The organism is Streptomyces sp. NPDC037126 (assembly GCF_055605965.1).
On the sequence record NZ_JBVJTD010000035.1, the window covers coordinates 1 to 15,668 of the forward strand.

14 protein-coding genes are annotated in these 15,668 nt (G+C 72.9%); 3 read left to right on the forward strand and 11 right to left on the reverse strand.

Features of this window, described 5'->3' with window-relative positions:
• Positions 1 to 526: 526 nt before the first annotated feature.
• Entirely contained in the window at positions 527 to 1,552 is a 1,026-nt protein-coding gene (gene trpS, locus ACZ7FF_RS40475; RefSeq protein WP_470819177.1) for a tryptophan--tRNA ligase, read from the forward strand.
• A gap of 60 nt (positions 1,553 to 1,612) precedes the next feature.
• Here the strand turns inward: trpS and proC are convergent, their stop codons facing one another.
• From proC to ACZ7FF_RS40505, 6 genes are all read right to left on the reverse strand, one after another.
• A complete protein-coding gene (gene proC, locus ACZ7FF_RS40480; protein WP_470819180.1) occupies positions 1,613 to 2,425 on the reverse strand; it encodes a pyrroline-5-carboxylate reductase in 813 nt (270 codons plus the stop codon).
• Positions 2,426 to 2,485: 60 nt separating this feature from the next.
• A complete protein-coding gene (locus ACZ7FF_RS40485; RefSeq protein ID WP_470819182.1) occupies positions 2,486 to 3,280 on the reverse strand; it encodes an ABC transporter permease in 795 nt (264 codons plus the stop codon).
• A complete protein-coding gene (locus ACZ7FF_RS40490) occupies positions 3,277 to 4,077 on the reverse strand; it encodes an ABC transporter ATP-binding protein (RefSeq protein ID WP_470819184.1) in 801 nt (266 codons plus the stop codon). Before ACZ7FF_RS40490 ends, ACZ7FF_RS40485 begins: the two co-directional genes overlap by 4 nt.
• 104 nt (positions 4,078 to 4,181) lie before the next feature.
• Positions 4,182 to 4,979, reverse strand: coding sequence for a class I SAM-dependent methyltransferase (locus ACZ7FF_RS40495; protein ID WP_470819186.1), 798 nt, complete (start codon positions 4,977 to 4,979; stop codon positions 4,182 to 4,184).
• Between the two features lie 93 nt (positions 4,980 to 5,072).
• Positions 5,073 to 5,579: an EamA/RhaT family transporter gene (locus ACZ7FF_RS40500; RefSeq protein ID WP_470819188.1), complete on the reverse strand. Its 507-nt coding sequence runs from the start codon at positions 5,577 to 5,579 to the stop codon at positions 5,073 to 5,075.
• A 44-nt stretch (positions 5,580 to 5,623) separates the two neighbouring features.
• Positions 5,624 to 5,944, reverse strand: coding sequence for an SH3 domain-containing protein (locus ACZ7FF_RS40505; RefSeq protein WP_470819190.1), 321 nt, complete (start codon positions 5,942 to 5,944; stop codon positions 5,624 to 5,626).
• Between the two features lie 180 nt (positions 5,945 to 6,124).
• Here ACZ7FF_RS40505 and ACZ7FF_RS40510 point away from each other — a divergent pair, with 180 nt between their 5' ends.
• Entirely contained in the window at positions 6,125 to 8,278 is a 2,154-nt protein-coding gene (locus ACZ7FF_RS40510) for a serine/threonine-protein kinase (protein WP_470819192.1), read from the forward strand.
• A 61-nt stretch (positions 8,279 to 8,339) separates the two neighbouring features.
• On the opposite strand, the gene ilvD is transcribed toward ACZ7FF_RS40510, so the two are convergent.
• From ilvD to ACZ7FF_RS40530, 4 genes are all read right to left on the reverse strand, one after another.
• Positions 8,340 to 10,193 (reverse strand): dihydroxy-acid dehydratase, encoded by a 1,854-nt coding sequence (ilvD, locus tag ACZ7FF_RS40515; protein ID WP_470819194.1) that lies wholly within the window; start codon positions 10,191 to 10,193, stop codon positions 8,340 to 8,342.
• A 189-nt stretch (positions 10,194 to 10,382) separates the two neighbouring features.
• Entirely contained in the window at positions 10,383 to 10,988 is a 606-nt protein-coding gene (locus tag ACZ7FF_RS40520; protein WP_470819196.1) for a TetR/AcrR family transcriptional regulator, read from the reverse strand.
• Complete coding sequence (locus ACZ7FF_RS40525; RefSeq protein ID WP_470819198.1) at positions 10,985 to 11,797, reverse strand: sugar phosphate isomerase/epimerase family protein; 813 nt, start codon at positions 11,795 to 11,797, stop codon at positions 10,985 to 10,987. Before ACZ7FF_RS40525 ends, ACZ7FF_RS40520 begins: the two co-directional genes overlap by 4 nt.
• Positions 11,798 to 11,920: 123 nt before the next feature.
• Positions 11,921 to 12,853, reverse strand: a complete 933-nt coding sequence (locus tag ACZ7FF_RS40530; RefSeq protein WP_470819200.1) for a Ppx/GppA family phosphatase — start codon at positions 12,851 to 12,853, stop codon at positions 11,921 to 11,923.
• Between the two features lie 71 nt (positions 12,854 to 12,924).
• Between ACZ7FF_RS40530 and ACZ7FF_RS40535 the strand changes: the two genes are divergently transcribed.
• Positions 12,925 to 13,773, forward strand: a complete 849-nt coding sequence (locus ACZ7FF_RS40535) for a DUF3109 family protein (protein WP_470819202.1) — start codon at positions 12,925 to 12,927, stop codon at positions 13,771 to 13,773.
• 35 nt (positions 13,774 to 13,808) lie between these two features.
• Here ACZ7FF_RS40535 and ACZ7FF_RS40540 read toward each other — a convergent pair whose 3' ends face one another.
• Complete coding sequence (locus ACZ7FF_RS40540; protein WP_470819204.1) at positions 13,809 to 15,488, reverse strand: BACON domain-containing protein; 1,680 nt, start codon at positions 15,486 to 15,488, stop codon at positions 13,809 to 13,811.
• Between the last annotated feature and the right edge of the window lie 180 nt (positions 15,489 to 15,668).

The following is a 15,668-nucleotide window of genomic DNA, read 5'->3' on the forward strand; positions in this document are numbered from 1 at the left end:
TTCCGCTTCCGCGTTTCCCTTTCCGGCGGTTCCGACTCTATCAGATCCTTTCGGGCCTGACCCCCAGTCAGCGGGGCTTGTCCTCCCGGCCGTTGGGCCGTTCCGACGAGTGAGACTTTAGCGGATTCCCGGCTCCCGAGCTAATCGGGGGCCCGCGTCCTTTCGAACACGGATTCCTCATTTCGCGAATACGCACGCCAAAGCATTCGGCGCCGAAGCGTCGATGACGGGTACTTGCGGAATGGCTGTCCGGGGACCGACCGGGGTCGGCGCTCACGTCGGACAACTCGGAGAACTTTACGGATCACGTGGGGGCGTGTCAACTCGGCGGACGGGCGCCCTCGGGAGGCCTAGTCTGACTCCCGTGACCACGCGTACGTGCACCCGGTTCTGGTGGGCCGCCTGACGGCGGCCGCGCTCACGTACGCACTCAACGGCCGCCGCTTCGGCGGCCGTTCTCGTATCTCCTCCAGGACTCCGGGGGCCGGCCGCAGGGCGGCGGTCCCGATCAGGAGGTGGAGTGGAGATGACGCGGGTCTTCAGCGGGATCAAGCCGAGCGGGCACCTGACGCTGGGGAACTACCTGGGAGCCATGCGGCGCTGGGCCGAGGTGGACCAGCACCGGGCGGACGCGCTGTTCTGCGTGGTGGATCTGCACGCGCTGACCGTGGACCACGATCCGGCGCGGGTGCGCAGGCTCAGCCGGCAGACGGCGACGCTGCTGCTGGCCTCGGGGCTCGATCCGGACGTGTGCACCGTGTTCCTGCAGAGCCATGTGGACGAGCACACGAGGCTGTCGTACCTGCTGGAGTGCGTGGCGACCGACGGCGAGACGCGGCGCATGAGCCAGTACCGGGAGAAGTCCGGGCGGGAACGGGAGCGCGGCGGAAGCGCCCGGCTGTCGCTGTTGACGTATCCGGTGCTGATGGCGGCGGACATCCTGGCGTACGGCACGGACGAGGTGCCGGTCGGCGACGACCAGGTGCAGCACGTGGAGCTGGCGCGGGACCTGGCGGTGCGGTTCAACCGGCGGTACGGGCACACCTTCACGGTGCCGAAAGCCACCCGTCCGGACGTGGCCGCCCGGGTGATGGACCTGCGGGACCCGACGTCGAGTATGGGGAAGTCGTACGGCTCGGGGCCGGGGACCGTCTGTCTGCTGGACGAGCCGGAGATCGTGCGCGTGAAGGTGATGGGGGCCGTCACCGACGGCGGCCACGACGTCGTCCTCGACCGGGAGGAGCGCCCGGGGCTGGCGAACCTGCTGGAGATTCTCGCAGCGTGCACGGGCGGGAACCCTGAGTCACTGGCGGACGTTTACGAGTCGTACGGCGCTTTGAAGAGGGACACCACGGAAGCCGTGGTGGAGGTGCTCAGGCCGCTACGGGCACGGCACCGGGAGCTGTGCGCCGATCCGGCGTATGTGGAGGGGGTGCTGCGAGATGGTGCGGAGAGGGCGCGGGCGATGGCCAGGCCGGTCGTGGATACCGCATATAGAGGCATCGGGCTGCTGCCGCCCGTGGCGGCGGGCGCGCTGAGCGCGGCCCGGTAGGCGTTTCCTCGCCGGGGCGGCCCTTCGGCCGAGCGCGGCCGCCCCCGCCTCGGTTCCGGTTCAGTCCTTCTTGCCGGTGGCCAGTTCGCGGCTGCGGTCGCGGGCGGCTTCGAGGGCGGCGATGAGGGCGGCTCGTACGCCGTGGTTCTCCAGTTCGCGGATGGCGTTGATCGTCGTACCGGCCGGGGAGGTGACGTTCTCGCGCAGCTTGACGGGGTGCTCCCCGCTGTCCCGGAGCATCACGGCGGCGCCGATGGCGGACTGGACGATCAGCTCGTGGGCCTTGTCGCGGGGCAGGCCGAGCAGGATGCCGGCGTCGGTCATGGCCTCGACCAGGTAGAAGAAGTACGCCGGGCCGGAGCCGGACAGGGCGGTGCAGGCGTCCTGCTGGCTCTCGGGGACGCGGAGGGTCTTGCCGACGGCGCCGAAGATCTCCTCGGCGTGGGTGAGGTGCTGGGCGGTGGCATGGCTGCCGGCGGAGATGACCGACATGGCCTCGTCGACGAGGGCGGGGGTGTTGGTCATGACCCGGACGACCGGGGTGCCCGCGGCGAGGCGCTCCTCGAAGAAGGAGGTGGGGATACCGGCGGCTCCGCTGATGACCAGGCGGTCGTTGGGGACGTGCGGGGCCAGTTCGTCCAGGAGGGTGCCCATGTCCTGCGGCTTGACCGTGAGGATCAGGGTGTCGGCGGTCTTGGCGGCCTCGGTGTTGGTGACCGGGGTGACTCCGTGGCGGGCGCGGAGTTCTTCGGCGCGCTCGGGGCGGCGGGCGGTGACCAACAGGTCGGCGGGGGCCCAGCCGGCCCGGATCATTCCGCTGAGCAGGGCTTCGCCGATCTTGCCTGTGCCGAGGACTGCGACTTTCTGGCTCATGCGGTTCATCCTTGCACCGCCGCGGAGGTGCCCGCGCGGGTTGTCCGGTGGGCGGAACGCCTACGGCGTACGGCGGCGCAGGGTGGCCGCGCCCAGGGCCAGCACGAGCACCCCGCAGCCGGCCACGATCAGGACGTCCCTCACGAACGTGGCCGTCATGTCCGTGTGGTGGAGGACCTGGTTCATGCCGTCGACGGCGTACGACATGGGCAGGACGTCGGAGACGGCCTCCAGGACGGGGTGCATGGTGGAGCGGGCGGTGAACAGGCCGCAGAGGAGGAGCTGGGGGAAGATCACCGCCGGCATGAACTGGACCGCCTGGAACTCCGAGGCCGCGAAGGCCGAGACGAACAGACCGAGGGCCGTGCCGAGCAGGGCGTCGAGGAGGGCGACGAGGAGGAGCAGCCAGGGGGAGCCGGTGACGTCGAGGCCGAGGAGCCAGACCGCGAGGCCGGTGGCGAGGGCCGACTGGACGATGGCGAGGGCGCCGAAGGCGAGGGCGTAGCCGCCGATGAGGTCGGCCTTGCCGAGGGGCATGGCGAGGAGGCGTTCGAGGGTGCCGGAGGTGCGTTCGCGCAGTGTGGCGATGGAGGTGACCAGGAACATCGTGATCAGCGGGAAGATCCCGAGCAGGGAGGCGCCGATGTTGTCGAAGGTGCGGGGGCTGGCGTCGAAGACGTAGCGCAGGAGGACCAGCATCAGGCACGGAACGAGGATCATCAGCGCGATGGTGCGCGGGTCGTGACGCAGCTGGCGCAGCACGCGGGCGGCCGTGGCGGTGGTGCGGGCGGCGTTGAACACGCCGGCGGGTGCGGCGGCCGGCGGGGGTACGGGCGCGGGGGCGGTGGTGCTCATCGGGTGCTCTCCTTGGTGCGGCCCGCCTCGGCGGCCTGGTCGACGAGGTGCAGGAAGGCGGCCTCGACGGTGTCGGTGCCGGTGTCGGCGCGCAGGGCGTCGGGGGTGTCGTCGGCGAGGATCTCGCCCTCGCGCATGAGGAGGAGGCGGTGGCAGCGCTCGGCCTCGTCCATGACGTGGGAGGAGACGAGGAGGGTGGCACCGCGGGTGGCGGCGAGGTCGTGGAAGAGGCTCCACAGGTCGCGGCGCAGGACCGGGTCGAGGCCGACGGTGGGCTCGTCGAGGACGAGGAGTTCGGGTGTGCCGAGGAGGGCGACGGCGAGGGAGACGCGGCTGCGCTGGCCGCCGGAGAGGTTGCCGGCGAGGGCGTCGGCATGGCTGGTGAGGTCGACGTCGGCGATGACGCGGGCGACGTGGTCGTGGCGGCGTTCGGCGGCGGCTCGGCCGGGGTCGAGGATGCCGGCGAAGTAGTCGAGGTTCTGGCGGACGGTCAGGTCGTCGTAGACGGAGGGTGCCTGGGTGACGTAGCCGATGCGGGTGCGCAGGGTGGGGTGGCCGGCCGGGTGGCCGAGGACGTCGAGGGTGCCGGTGACCTTGGCCTGGGTGCCGACGATGGATCGCATGAGGGTCGACTTGCCGCATCCGGAGGGGCCGAGCAGGCCGGTGATCTGGCCGCGCGGGACGGTGAAGGAGAGGTGGTGCAGGACGGTGCGGGGGCCGCGGACGACGGTGAGGTCTTCGGCGTGGACGGCGGGGGCGGGTGCCGGGTGGGGCGGGTCCGGCGAGTAATTCATCATGCGATGAATAATGTTCCGGGGTGGGGCAGCCGTCAAGGGGCGGCGTGGAAGAGCGGCGGCCGGGACGGCACCCGACCGCCGCTGCCGGCGGAACACCGCGTGGTTCAGGACTTGGTGGCGACGAGCAGGAGCACGTCGTACGTCTCCTCGACGATGCCGTCGGGGAACACCTTGAGCAGCTGGGCGCGCTCCTCCTCCAGGAAGGCGGTCCTGCGCTCCTCGGGCAGGACGAGCAGGAACGAGTGGCTGCCGATGTTGGCGAGGTGGATGTCGACCGGGACGCGGCGGCTCCATCGGACCTCGCGGCGGGTGAAGTCGAGGCGGCCGCTGGGATCGGCCCGCTGGGTGCGCTCGCCCGCCTTGCTCTGTTCGGCGGCGAGGTCGATGCCGACGAAGCGGGCGGCGCGGCCCGCGGCCTCCGCGATCCACTCGACGTCGAGGGCGTCGGTGTTCCACCACAGCGCCAGCGAGCCGCCGGGCCGCAGCACGCGCAGCGCCTCCGGCACCGCGAGCGCGGTGTCGGTCCAGTGCCAGGCCTGGGCGTAGGTGAGGAAGTCGGCGCGGGAGTCGGCCACGGGGAGGGCGTTGCCGTTGCCGCGCACCAGCGGGATGTGCGGCAGCGTCCGGCGGAACTCGGCGGCCATGCCCTCGCCCGGTTCGACCGCGAGGACGTCGGCGCCGCGGGAGTGCAGCAGGGCGGTGGCGATTCCGGTGCCGGCGCCGACGTCCACGACCCGGGCGCCGGACAGGGACCGGCCGGCCACTTCCTCGACGGTGTCGAAGAGGGCGGGCGGGTAGGAGGGCCGGTTCGCCGCGTACTGGGCGGCGGCGGAGTTGAAGGAGTGCGCACGGGCGGCGTGCGCGGCGATCCGGGGGTCGGTGGGCGGCTGCGTGGTCGTCATGCGCCCATGGTGGGCGGCGGGCGGCGGATCGGACAGCGACTTACGGGCGGGCTCCGGCCAGGGACATCGCTTTTCGGCCGACCGCCCCTCTTCCTAGCGGCGGCGCTTCTTCTTGGCGGGGTTGCCCGTGCGGCGGGTGTTGCGGGACTCGTACTCCGCGCGGGCCTTCTCGTACTCCTCGCGGTGCAGCCGCTCGCCCGGGGCCTCGGTGAGGGAGCGGACGAAGTAGGCGAGGAGGGAGCCCACGAAGCCGATGGCGAGCAGGCCGCGCAGGGAGGCCTGGCGCTGGGGGTCGGGGCGCTTGGCGAATCCGCCCCAGGTGTTGCTGAAGGCGAGCGCGGTGCAGACCGCGAACATGACGACGACCAGCCCGGTCACGAACATGCCCGTCTCGGCGATCCGGATGCCCTGGTAGGCGAAGCGCAGGACCAGGCAGGAGGCGGCGGCCGCGGCGAGGGAGCCGGCGGCGGCCGCGGCGCGGCGGGCCGCGTACCCGTGGTCGTGGTGCACCCAGGACGTGCCGAAGAAGCGCAGGGGCTCGGGGCGGGGGCCGCCCGCCGAGCCCGCCGGGGTGTCCGGGCTGCCGGTTTCGTCGCTCACGGGACGATTATGGCTCCCGGGCCGGGGCGGGCCGCCGGTCGGGGTCAGCCGCAGCGCGGGGCGACGTAGCCGTCGCTGCCGGTCTGCACGTAGGCGTCGGAGACGTACTCGCCGTTGCTGATGTTGTCCCAGATGTTCGAGCTGCCGTACGGGCCGGTGACCGTGGTGCCCGGCGACTGGCAGTAGATGTGGACCTTGGCCCCCTCGGGCAGGACGCGGACGAGGTTGTAGCCGGTGCCGGGGCCGCTGCGGACGTTCAGGCGGACGCCCGGGGCCACCGAGTAGTAGCGCAGGGCATCCGTCGTGGCCGCCGCCGTCGCGGTGGCCGCCGTGTCCCCGGTCTCTTCGACGCGCTCGACAGACATCGAGTGCCTCCCCCCGTTGTTCCCATGGCTCTCATGGGTCCCGTTGATTCCCGTGCCCCGCGCGGCGAAACACTCGTGCGCGACTCGCACGCAGACGCTAGCAAGCCGCCTCGGTCTCGTACGAGTCATCGACTAGGCTCCGTGCGTCGCGCGCGCGGACGAACAGCACGGGGGTGGTCCATGGCGCCACAGCGCAACACCGGAGCGGGCGCGGAAGCGGAACTTCCCGAGTACGCCGGTCACTACCGCCTGGAGTCATGCCTGGGGGCCGGTGGCATGGGGGTCGTGCACCTCGCCCGCAGCACCTCCGGGATGAAGCTCGCGGTGAAGGTCGTGCACGCCGAGTTCGCCCGGGATCCCGAGTTCAGGGGCCGGTTCCGGCAGGAGGTGGCCGCCGCCCGGAGGGTGAGCGGTGCCTTCACCGCGCCGGTCGTGGATGCCGACCCGGATGCCGAGCGGCCCTGGATGGCCACGCTGTTCATCCCCGGTCCGACCCTCTCCGAACAGGTGAAGCGGAACGGGCCGATGGCGCCTGCCCAGTTGCGGCGGCTGATGGCCGGGCTCGCGGAGGCGCTGCGCGACATCCACCGGGTGGGGGTCGTGCACCGGGACCTCAAGCCGAGCAACGTACTGCTCGCCGAGGACGGCCCGAAGGTGATCGACTTCGGCATCTCCCGGCCGAAGGACAGTGAACTGCGCACCGAGACGGGGAAGTTGATCGGCACTCCGCCGTTCATGGCGCCCGAGCAGTTCCGGCGCCCGAGGGAGGTCGGGCCGGCGGCGGACATCTTCGCCCTCGGTTCGGTGCTGGTGCACGCGGCGACCGGGCGGGGTCCGTTCGACTCGGACAGCCCCTACGTCGTCGCCTATCAGGTGGTGCACGACGAGCCGGATCTGACGGGCGTGCCGGAGGGCCTGGCGCCGCTGGTGCTGCGCTGCCTCGCCAAGGAGCCCGAGGAGCGGCCGACCCCCGACGAGTTGATGCACGAACTGCGCTCGGTGGCGGCCTCGTACGACACCCAGGCGTTCATACCGGCGCAGCGGACGAGCGAGGGCGGTACCGGCCGGGGTACGCAGACCGATCCCCCGCAGGACGGTTCCGCGCACGAGGTTCCGTCCCAGGGCGGTCCCGCGCGGGACGCGGAGCGGTCCGATGGGTGGCGGCGCGGGCGGGTCGCGGCGCTGGTGGCCGCCTCGGCGGCGGGACTGGCCGTGGTCGGTGCCCTGGCCGCGGTGGGGCTGTTCGACGGCCCCCGGCCGGCCCCCCGGGGCGAGCGGCCGCGGACCGTGTCCGCCGCGTTCGGCTCCTGGAGCGCCGGTCCGGTCGGGACGGGCAGGGGGATGCCGCAGTGCTCCTACGGTGCGGGGAAGTTGCTGTGCGCCCGGCCCGGCGTGGTCTTCGCCCTGTCCGCCGCCGACGGCACCCTGCTGTGGCGGCGGTCCGTCGCCACCCGGACCACGAGCGGGCCGCCGGTACTCTCCGGCGGTCTCGTGCAGCCGTACACGAGCGGCGGTTCGCGGCTGGCGGCCCTCGATCCCGCTTCCGGCAAGGAGGTCTGGCAGCGGCGTCTGCCCGAGGACACCACGATCCACTACGCGGGCGGCACGGCTCTGCTCACGCGTCCCGACGGGACGGTCAGCGGTGTGGACGCGGCGACCGGGAGGACGGCGTGGCAGCGCGCCTTCCCCGGTCAGGGCGCTCCGGCCTTCGTGTCGTTCGCCGGGGACTCCTCGGCGTACACGGCCCGTACCTCCGTCGACGGTTCGAGCACCCGGCTGACGGCGGTGGATCCGCGAACGGGCCGGGTGCGCTGGGACGCCGGGCTGACCGGGACGCTCACTCCGTTCGGCGCGCAGGGCGGCGCGGTGTACCTCCTCGCCGTCGACAGCGTCTACGGCACCACGAAGGAGGTCGTCCGCTACACCCCCGCCTCGAAGGAGACGCGCCGGGTGAGGCTGCCCGTCGCGCTCGACGACGCACAGGCGAGCGTGCGCGGGCACCTCGTCCACCTGCTGGGCACCGGTGGCTCCCTGGTCGCGGTCGACATGGACGCGCGCAGACCGCTGTGGCGCCTGGAGACGTCCGTGAGCCGTGGTTCGGCGCCGGTCGCGGACGGTACCCATGTGTACGTCACCGCGGGCGACGGGCGGCTGCTCGCCGTGGACGAACGCCGAGGGACGCTCGTCGGGCAGACCCGCGCCCGGATGGGGGCGAACGCGTCCCAGGTCGTGGGGGCGCCGGCCGAGCCGGTGGTCGTCGGCGGCCATGTCCTGGCCACGGCGCCCGACGGCACCGTCTTCGCCCTCGACGGGCGTGATCCCGCGGCCTGGTGAGACGGCGAAGGGGCCGCCCCCGGCGGGGGCGGCCCCTTCGGGGTCTTCGGGGTGGGAGCGGTCAGCCCAGCCTGCTCACGTCGCGGACCGCGCCCTTGTCGGCGCTGGTGGCCATGGCCGCGTAGGCACGGAGGGCGGCCGAGACCTTGCGGTCGCGGTTACCCGGGGCGAAGACGCCGTTCAGCGCCTCCTCGCGGCGGGCCAGCTCGGCCTCGTCGACGAGCAGTTCGATCGCACGGTTGGGGATGTCGATGCGGATGCGGTCGCCGTCCCGGACGAGGGCGATGGTGCCGCCGGAGGCCGCCTCGGGGGAGGCGTGGCCGATGGACAGCCCGGAGGTGCCGCCGGAGAAGCGGCCGTCGGTGATCAGGGCGCAGGTCTTGCCGAGGCCGCGGCCCTTCAGGTACGAGGTCGGGTAGAGCATCTCCTGCATGCCGGGCCCGCCCTTGGGGCCCTCGTAGCGGATGACGACGACGTCGCCGTCCTTGACCTCGTGGGTGAGAATCCGCTGGACGGCCTCCTCCTGGGACTCGCAGACCACCGCCGGGCCCTCGAAGGTCCAGATGGACTCGTCCACACCGGCCGTCTTGACCACACAGCCGTCGACGGCCAGGTTGCCCTTCAGCACGGCGAGGCCGCCGTCCTTGGAGTACGCGTGCTCGGCGGAGCGGATGCAGCCGCCCTCGGCGTCGTCGTCCAGGGCCTCCCAGCGCTCGGACTGGGAGAAGGCCTCGGCGGAGCGCTTGCAGCCGGGGGCCGCGTGCCACAGCTCGACGGCCTCGGCGGAGGGCGAGCCGCCGCGCACGTCCCAGGTCTTCAGCCAGTCGGCCAGGGACGGGCTGTGGACGGCGTGGACGTCCTCGTTGAGCAGGCCCGCGCGGTGCAGCTCGCCGAGCAGGGCGGGGATGCCGCCCGCGCGGTGCACGTCCTCCATGTAGTACGTGCGGTTCTTCGCGACGTTCGGGGCGACCTTGGCGAGGCAGGGGACGCGACGGGAGACGGCGTCGATCTGCTCCAGGCCGAAGGGGACGCCCGCCTCCTGGGCGGCGGCGAGCAGGTGCAGGATCGTGTTGGTGGAGCCGCCCATCGCGATGTCCAGGGCCATCGCGTTCTCGAAGGCCTGGAAGGTGGCGATGTTGAGCGGCAGGGCCGACTCGTCGTCCTGCTCGTAGTAGCGGCGGGTGAGGTCCATGACCGTGCGGGCCGCGTCCTCGTAGAGCCGGCGGCGAGCGGTGTGGGTGGCGAGGACCGAGCCGTTGCCGGGCAGGGACAGGCCGATCGCCTCGGTGAGGCAGTTCATCGAGTTGGCGGTGAACATGCCGGAACAGCTGCCGCAGGTCGGGCAGGCGTTCTCCTCGATGCGCAGGATGTCCTCGTCGGAGATCTTGTCGTTCACCGCGTCGGAGATCGCGTCGACCAGGTCGAGGGTGCGGACCGTGCCGTCGACGAGCGTGGCGCGGCCGGACTCCATGGGGCCGCCGGAGACGAAGACCGTCGGGATGTTCAGGCGCAGGGCCGCCAGCAGCATGCCCGGGGTGATCTTGTCGCAGTTGGAGATGCAGACCAGCGCGTCGGCGCAGTGCGCCTCGACCATGTACTCCACCGAGTCCGCGATCAGGTCGCGGGAGGGCAGGGAGTACAGCATGCCGCCGTGGCCCATGGCGATGCCGTCGTCGACCGCGATGGTGTTGAACTCGCGCGGGATGCCGCCGGCCTCCCTGATCGCCTCGCTGACGATCCGGCCGACCGGCTGGAGGTGGGTGTGGCCGGGCACGAATTCGGTGAAGGAGTTCGCGACCGCGATGATCGGCTTCCGGCCGATGTCCGCACCGGGTACACCGGAGGCACGCATAAGGGCGCGGGCGCCCGCCATGTTGCGGCCGTGGGTGACTGTGCGGGACCTCAGCTCGGGCATCGTCGCTCGCTCCTTCAATGACCTTCTGGCGATGAGTCCAGGTGGTTCTGACTCCCTCCGAGACTACGCCGCCGCTCCAAGGACTGGACACGGTTGTCCGGAATGCGGGATGCGCGTTTCACCCCCAGGGGTTCCGGCGCCGGTGGGCGGCCGTGTCCGGGGTGGTGCCACGGCACCGGCCGGCCGGGCTCAGGGAGCCGTCAGGTGGTGCTGCACCACCGGCGCCACCCGCGCGATGATCTGCTCCAGGTCCGCCGAGGCCACCGGCTCCAGCCTGATCACGTACCGGAGCATCGCCGTGCCCACCACCTGGGCGGCGGCCAGCGCGGCGCGCAGCTCCGGGTCCGGCAGGTCCAGCTGGGCGGCGATGCGGCGCATCAGCTGGGCGGCGATCAGCCGGCGCAGGACGGCGGCGGCGGCCTCGTTGTTCAGCGCCGAGCGGACGATGGCCAGCAGCGGCGTACGGGTCGTGGGGTTCTCCCAGACTCCGAAGATGAACCGGGTCAGCCGCTCCCCCACCCCGTCCAGGGGGCCCTCGGCGACGGCGTTCGGCGCGTTCAGCGCGGGGGCGAAGGCGACCGCCACGGCGGCTTCGAAGATCTGTTCCTTGGTGCCGAAGTAGTGGTGGACGAGGGCGGAGTCCACCCCGGCCGCCTTGGCGATCCCGCGGACGGACGTCTTGTCGTACCCGCGCTCCGAGAACTCCGCGCGGGCCGCCGTGAGGATGCGGTCCCGGGTGTCGCCGGACTCGGTGCGCGGCGGCCGGCCCCGCCGGCGCGCCGTGGTCTCGTTCATCGCCGGGGCACCCGCACCGCGGCGGCCAGGTGCTTGCGGGTGAAGGCCAGGGCCTCGGCGAGGTCCGCCTCGCGCTCGGCGCCGGACATCGCACGCCGGGTGTTGACCTCGATGACGACGTGGCCGTCGAACCCGGTCACCGCGAGCCGCTCCAGCACCTCGGCACAGGGCTGGGTGCCGCGGCCGGGCACCAGGTGCTCGTCCTTGGCCGAGCCGCGCCCGTCGGCCAGGTGGACGTGGCCGAGCCGGTCGCCCATGCGGCCGATCATGTCCAGGGCGTCGGAGCGGGCGGTCGCCGTGTGGCTGAGGTCGATCGTGAAGTGCCGGTAGTCGTCGTTGGTGACGTCCCAGTCCGGGGCGTAGGCGAGCATCTCGCGGTCCCGGTAGCGCCACGGGTACATGTTCTCGACGGCGAACCGCACGTCCGTCTCGTCCGCCATCCGCCAGACGCCGTCGACGAAGTCGCGGGCGTACTGCCGCTGCCAGCGGAACGGCGGGTGCACGACGACGGTGGAGGCGCCCAGCTTCTCCGCGGCGGCCTTGGCCCGCTGGAGCTTGACCCAGGGGTCCGTGGACCAGACCCGCTGGGTGATCAGCAGACAGGGGGCGTGCACGGCCAGGATCGGGATGCCGTGGTAGTCCGACAGGCGGCGCAGCGCCTCGATGTCCTGGCTGACCGGGTCGGTCCACACCATGACCTCGACGCCGTCGTAGCCGAGGCGTGCGGCGATCTCGAAGGCCGTCGCCGTCGACTCCGGATACACGGAGGCTGTCGACAGCGCGACGGGGACGTCCCTGGGTTCAGCCACGGATGCCACCTTAAGGGGTTCCGTCGTGCGGGTGTTGGGTGTCCGTTCGCCGTTGTGAGGTTTGCCATTCAGGCGGGCGCGGGTGCGCCGCGGTCTCCCACGCGCCTCCCGGCGGCCCCGGAATCAGGCGCTCCCCATGTGGTCGAGGCGCCTGAGGATCACGCCCTCGCGCAGGGCCCATGGGCATATCTCCAGGTTCTCCACGCCGAAGAGGTCCATCGCGCCCTCGGCGACCAGGGCGCCCGCGAGGAGCTGGCCCGCCCGGCCGTCCGAGACCCCGGGGAGTTCCGCGCGCTGCTCCTCCGTCATGCCGGCCAGCCGCGGGACCCACGCCTCCAGGGACTCGCGCTTGAGCTCGCGCTGGACGTAGAGGCCCTCGGCGCTGCGGGCGGCGCCGGCGATGCGGGCCAGCTGCTTGAAGGTCTTGGAGGTGGCGACGACGTGGTCGGGGGCGCCGAAGCGGCTGAATTCGCCGACCGTGCGGGCGATCTCCGTGCGGACGTGACGGCGCAGGGAGCGCACGTCCTCCGGCCCGGGCGGGTCGCCGGGCAGCCAGCCCGCGGTGAGCCGGCCGGCGCCGAGCGGCAGCGAGACGGCCGCGTCCGGCTCCTCGTCGATGCCGAAGGCTATCTCCAGGGAGCCGCCGCCGATGTCCAGGACCAGCAGCTTCCCGGCGGACCAGCCGAACCAGCGGCGGACGGCGAGGAAGGTGAGACGGGCCTCCTCGGCGCCGGTGAGCACCTGGAGCCGTACGCCGGTCTCGTCGGCCACGCGCGCGAGGACGTCGTCGGCGTTGCTCGCCTCGCGGACGGCCGAGGTCGCGAACGGCAGCAGGTCCTCGACGCCCTTGTCCTCGGCGGCCTGGAGGGCGTCCCGGACGACACCGGCCAGCTTCTCGATCCCGTCGTCGCCGATGGCACCGCTGCCGTCGAGGAGCTGGGCGAGCCGCAGGTCGGCCTTGTGCGAATGTGCGGGCAGCGGGCGCGCGCCGGGGTGGGCGTCCACCACCAGCAGATGCACCGTGTTCGAACCCACGTCCAGGACACCGAGTCTCATATACGGAACGCTACTGCCAGATCGTCCGTCCTCGGTCCCCGCGGCGGGCCCTGGCCACTTACCCTGGACGGGTGCCAAAGACGAAAAAGGCGAAGAGCGACAAATCCTCCAAGGGTTCGAAGGGTTCTTCGCAGGCGAAGGCGTCCCCGTCCAGGAAGGCCCCGAAGGTGAGCGACGAGAAGGGGCTCGACTTCGCGCGCGCCTGGGTGGAGTTTCCGGATCCGGCGGACGACGAGCAGGTCTTCCGCTGCGATCTGACATGGCTGACCTCTCGCTGGAACTGCATCTTCGGCAGCGGCTGCCAGGGCATCCAGGCGGGCCGCGCGGACGACGGCTGCTGCACGCTGGGGGCCCACTTCTCCGACGAGGACGACGAGAAGCGGGTCGCCGGGCACGTGGCGCGGCTCACCCCGGAGATCTGGCAGAACCACGACGAGGGCGTGCGGAGCGGCTGGGTCGCCGAGGACGAGGAGGGCTCCCGGCAGACGCGGCCCTTCCAGGGCTCGTGCATCTTCCAGAACCGGCCCGGCTTCGCGGGCGGCGCGGGCTGCTCGCTGCACATCCTCGCCCTGAAGGAGGGCCGGGAGCCGCTGGAGACCAAGCCGGACGTGTGCTGGCAGCTGCCGGTCCGGCGGACGTACGACTGGATCGACCGGCCGGACGACACCCGGGTGCTGCAGGTCTCCATCGGCGAGTACGACCGCCGGGGTTGGGGTCCGGGCGGCCACGACCTGCACTGGTGGTGCACCTCGGCGACCTCGGCGCACGGCGCGGGCGACCCGGTGTACGTCTCCTACCGTGCCGAACTGACCGAGCTGATGGGCAAGGCCGGTTACGACCGGCTGGTCGAGCTGTGCGAACAGCGCCTGGCCTCGCAGCTGCCCCTGGTCGCACCGCACCCGGCGGATCCCGCGCCGTAGCCCCTGGTCCCCGTGCACCCGGCCGCCCGGCTCCCTCAGCCGTCCGCCGGGCTCGGGGTCCCGTGGTCGGACGGGGCCGGCGACGGGGTCGCCGGGTCGGACGGGGTCGGGTCGGGCGTGTCGGACGGCGGGTCCGTGGCAGGCGGCGGCTCGCTGCTCGGCGGGTCGGTGGAAGGCGTGCCGGACGGTGTCGGGTCGGGGCCCGCGCTCGACGGCGGGGGCGAGGGCCGGGTGGGGGCGGTGCCGTAGCCGTCGATGGTGACCACGGCTCCGGCCGGGGCGATCGCGATCTGTGCGTGCCAGTGACCGGAGGGCTCGCGCAGATGGTCGACGTACACCTTGATCGTCGCCTTCTCGCCGGGCCGCAGGGTCCCGGAGGACCGGCTGAGGTAGAGCCAGCCCGTCGTGGTGGCGGCGGACCAGCGCACCGGCGCGGAGCCGGAGGCGCTGAGCGTGATCAGGGTGGTGTCGCCGTCGTTGGCCGCGCCGACCGTGAGGTGGCCGGCGGCCTTGTCGCCGGCTCCGGCGACGCTGACGACCTCCACGGAGACGTCCGGTCTGCCGCCCCTGCCGAGCCGGGTGCCGGGCTTCAGTCTGGCGTTCCCCGCGTTCTCGTAGCCGCCGGCGGTGTCGCCGCCGATCGCGTCGGGGCCCTGGGCCTCCCGTGCGGTGGCGGAGCGGCCGCCCTCCTCCCCGGCGGGCCCGCCCCGGTAGGCGGCCCAGAGGGCCAGCACGGGGGCGGCGACGACCGTGGCGACGACCGTCGTGGTGACGGCACGCGCGCGAAGACGGTCGCGGCGGGCCGCCCGGTCCTTGGGATCCATCGGGAAGCCGCGCCGGTCGAAGCGGGGTACCTCGGCGCCACGTGCGCGCGAGTGGTGCGCGAGGGCCATGTGCAGGGCCGCGCGGGGCGCCTCCAGGACGGGCAGCTCCGCGGGGGTGACCGTGGCGCCGGGCCAGCGGCCGGGGACGGCGCGCTCGGCGGTACGGCGGCAGCGCGGGCAGTCGTCGACGTGCCGGACCAGCTCGCGGCGCAGGGTGGTGCTGAGGACCATCCGGCTGTCGCCGGTGAGGTGGGCCACGCTCGGGCAACCGCCGGTCTCCACCACCGCGAGGGCGGCGCGGGTGCGCTCGACCTCGCAGGCGGCCGCGGCGAGCAGCTCGCGGGCGGCGGCCGGTCCCATGCCGAGGACGGCGGCGACCTCCTGGGGGGCCAGGTGGTGGCGGACGGCGAGTTCCAGGGCCTCGCGCTGCTCGGGTGTGGTGCCGGCCGCCTCCGGCCAGGCGAGCAGGGCCAGTTCGCGGCGCCGCTGCTCCTGGACCTCCGGGGCGACGGGCGGTTCGTGGGTCTCCCCGGCGGCTCCTGTGCGGCCCGTCGCGTGGGTGGCCTGAGGTTTCTGCTTGGCCTCGGCCAGCTTGCGCAGACACGCCCAGCGGGTCAGCGCGTACAGCCAGGCCCTGCGGTCGGCGGCGGCCTCGGGGACGCGGTGCGCGCGCCGCTCGGCGAGCGCGAGGACGTCGCCGACGGCGGCGGTGGCCGCTTCGTGGTCGCACAGCACGGACAGGCAGTAGGTGAACAGACCGTCCAGGTACGGCTCGTATCGCGCCGGCGGCCGCTGCGCCAGGGTGCGCGCGGCGGCGCGGTCGCGCGCCTCGCGGTGCGCCCGGTGCGCGCCTGGGGTGCGGGTGGTGGTCTCCGGACTGGTGCTCATCACCCGTGCGACCGTAGGCGGCCCTGAAGTGGCCCTTAAGGAACCTTGAGCACTTTTAATCCGTACGGGTGAAACGATCCCTCATAAGGGGACAGGAGGCCTTCGTTCCGCGGCCGGAACCCGCTGCGCATGGCCGATACCGGTCCGCCCACACGCGGCCCCCGCCGGTGTTGTCAGTGCCGC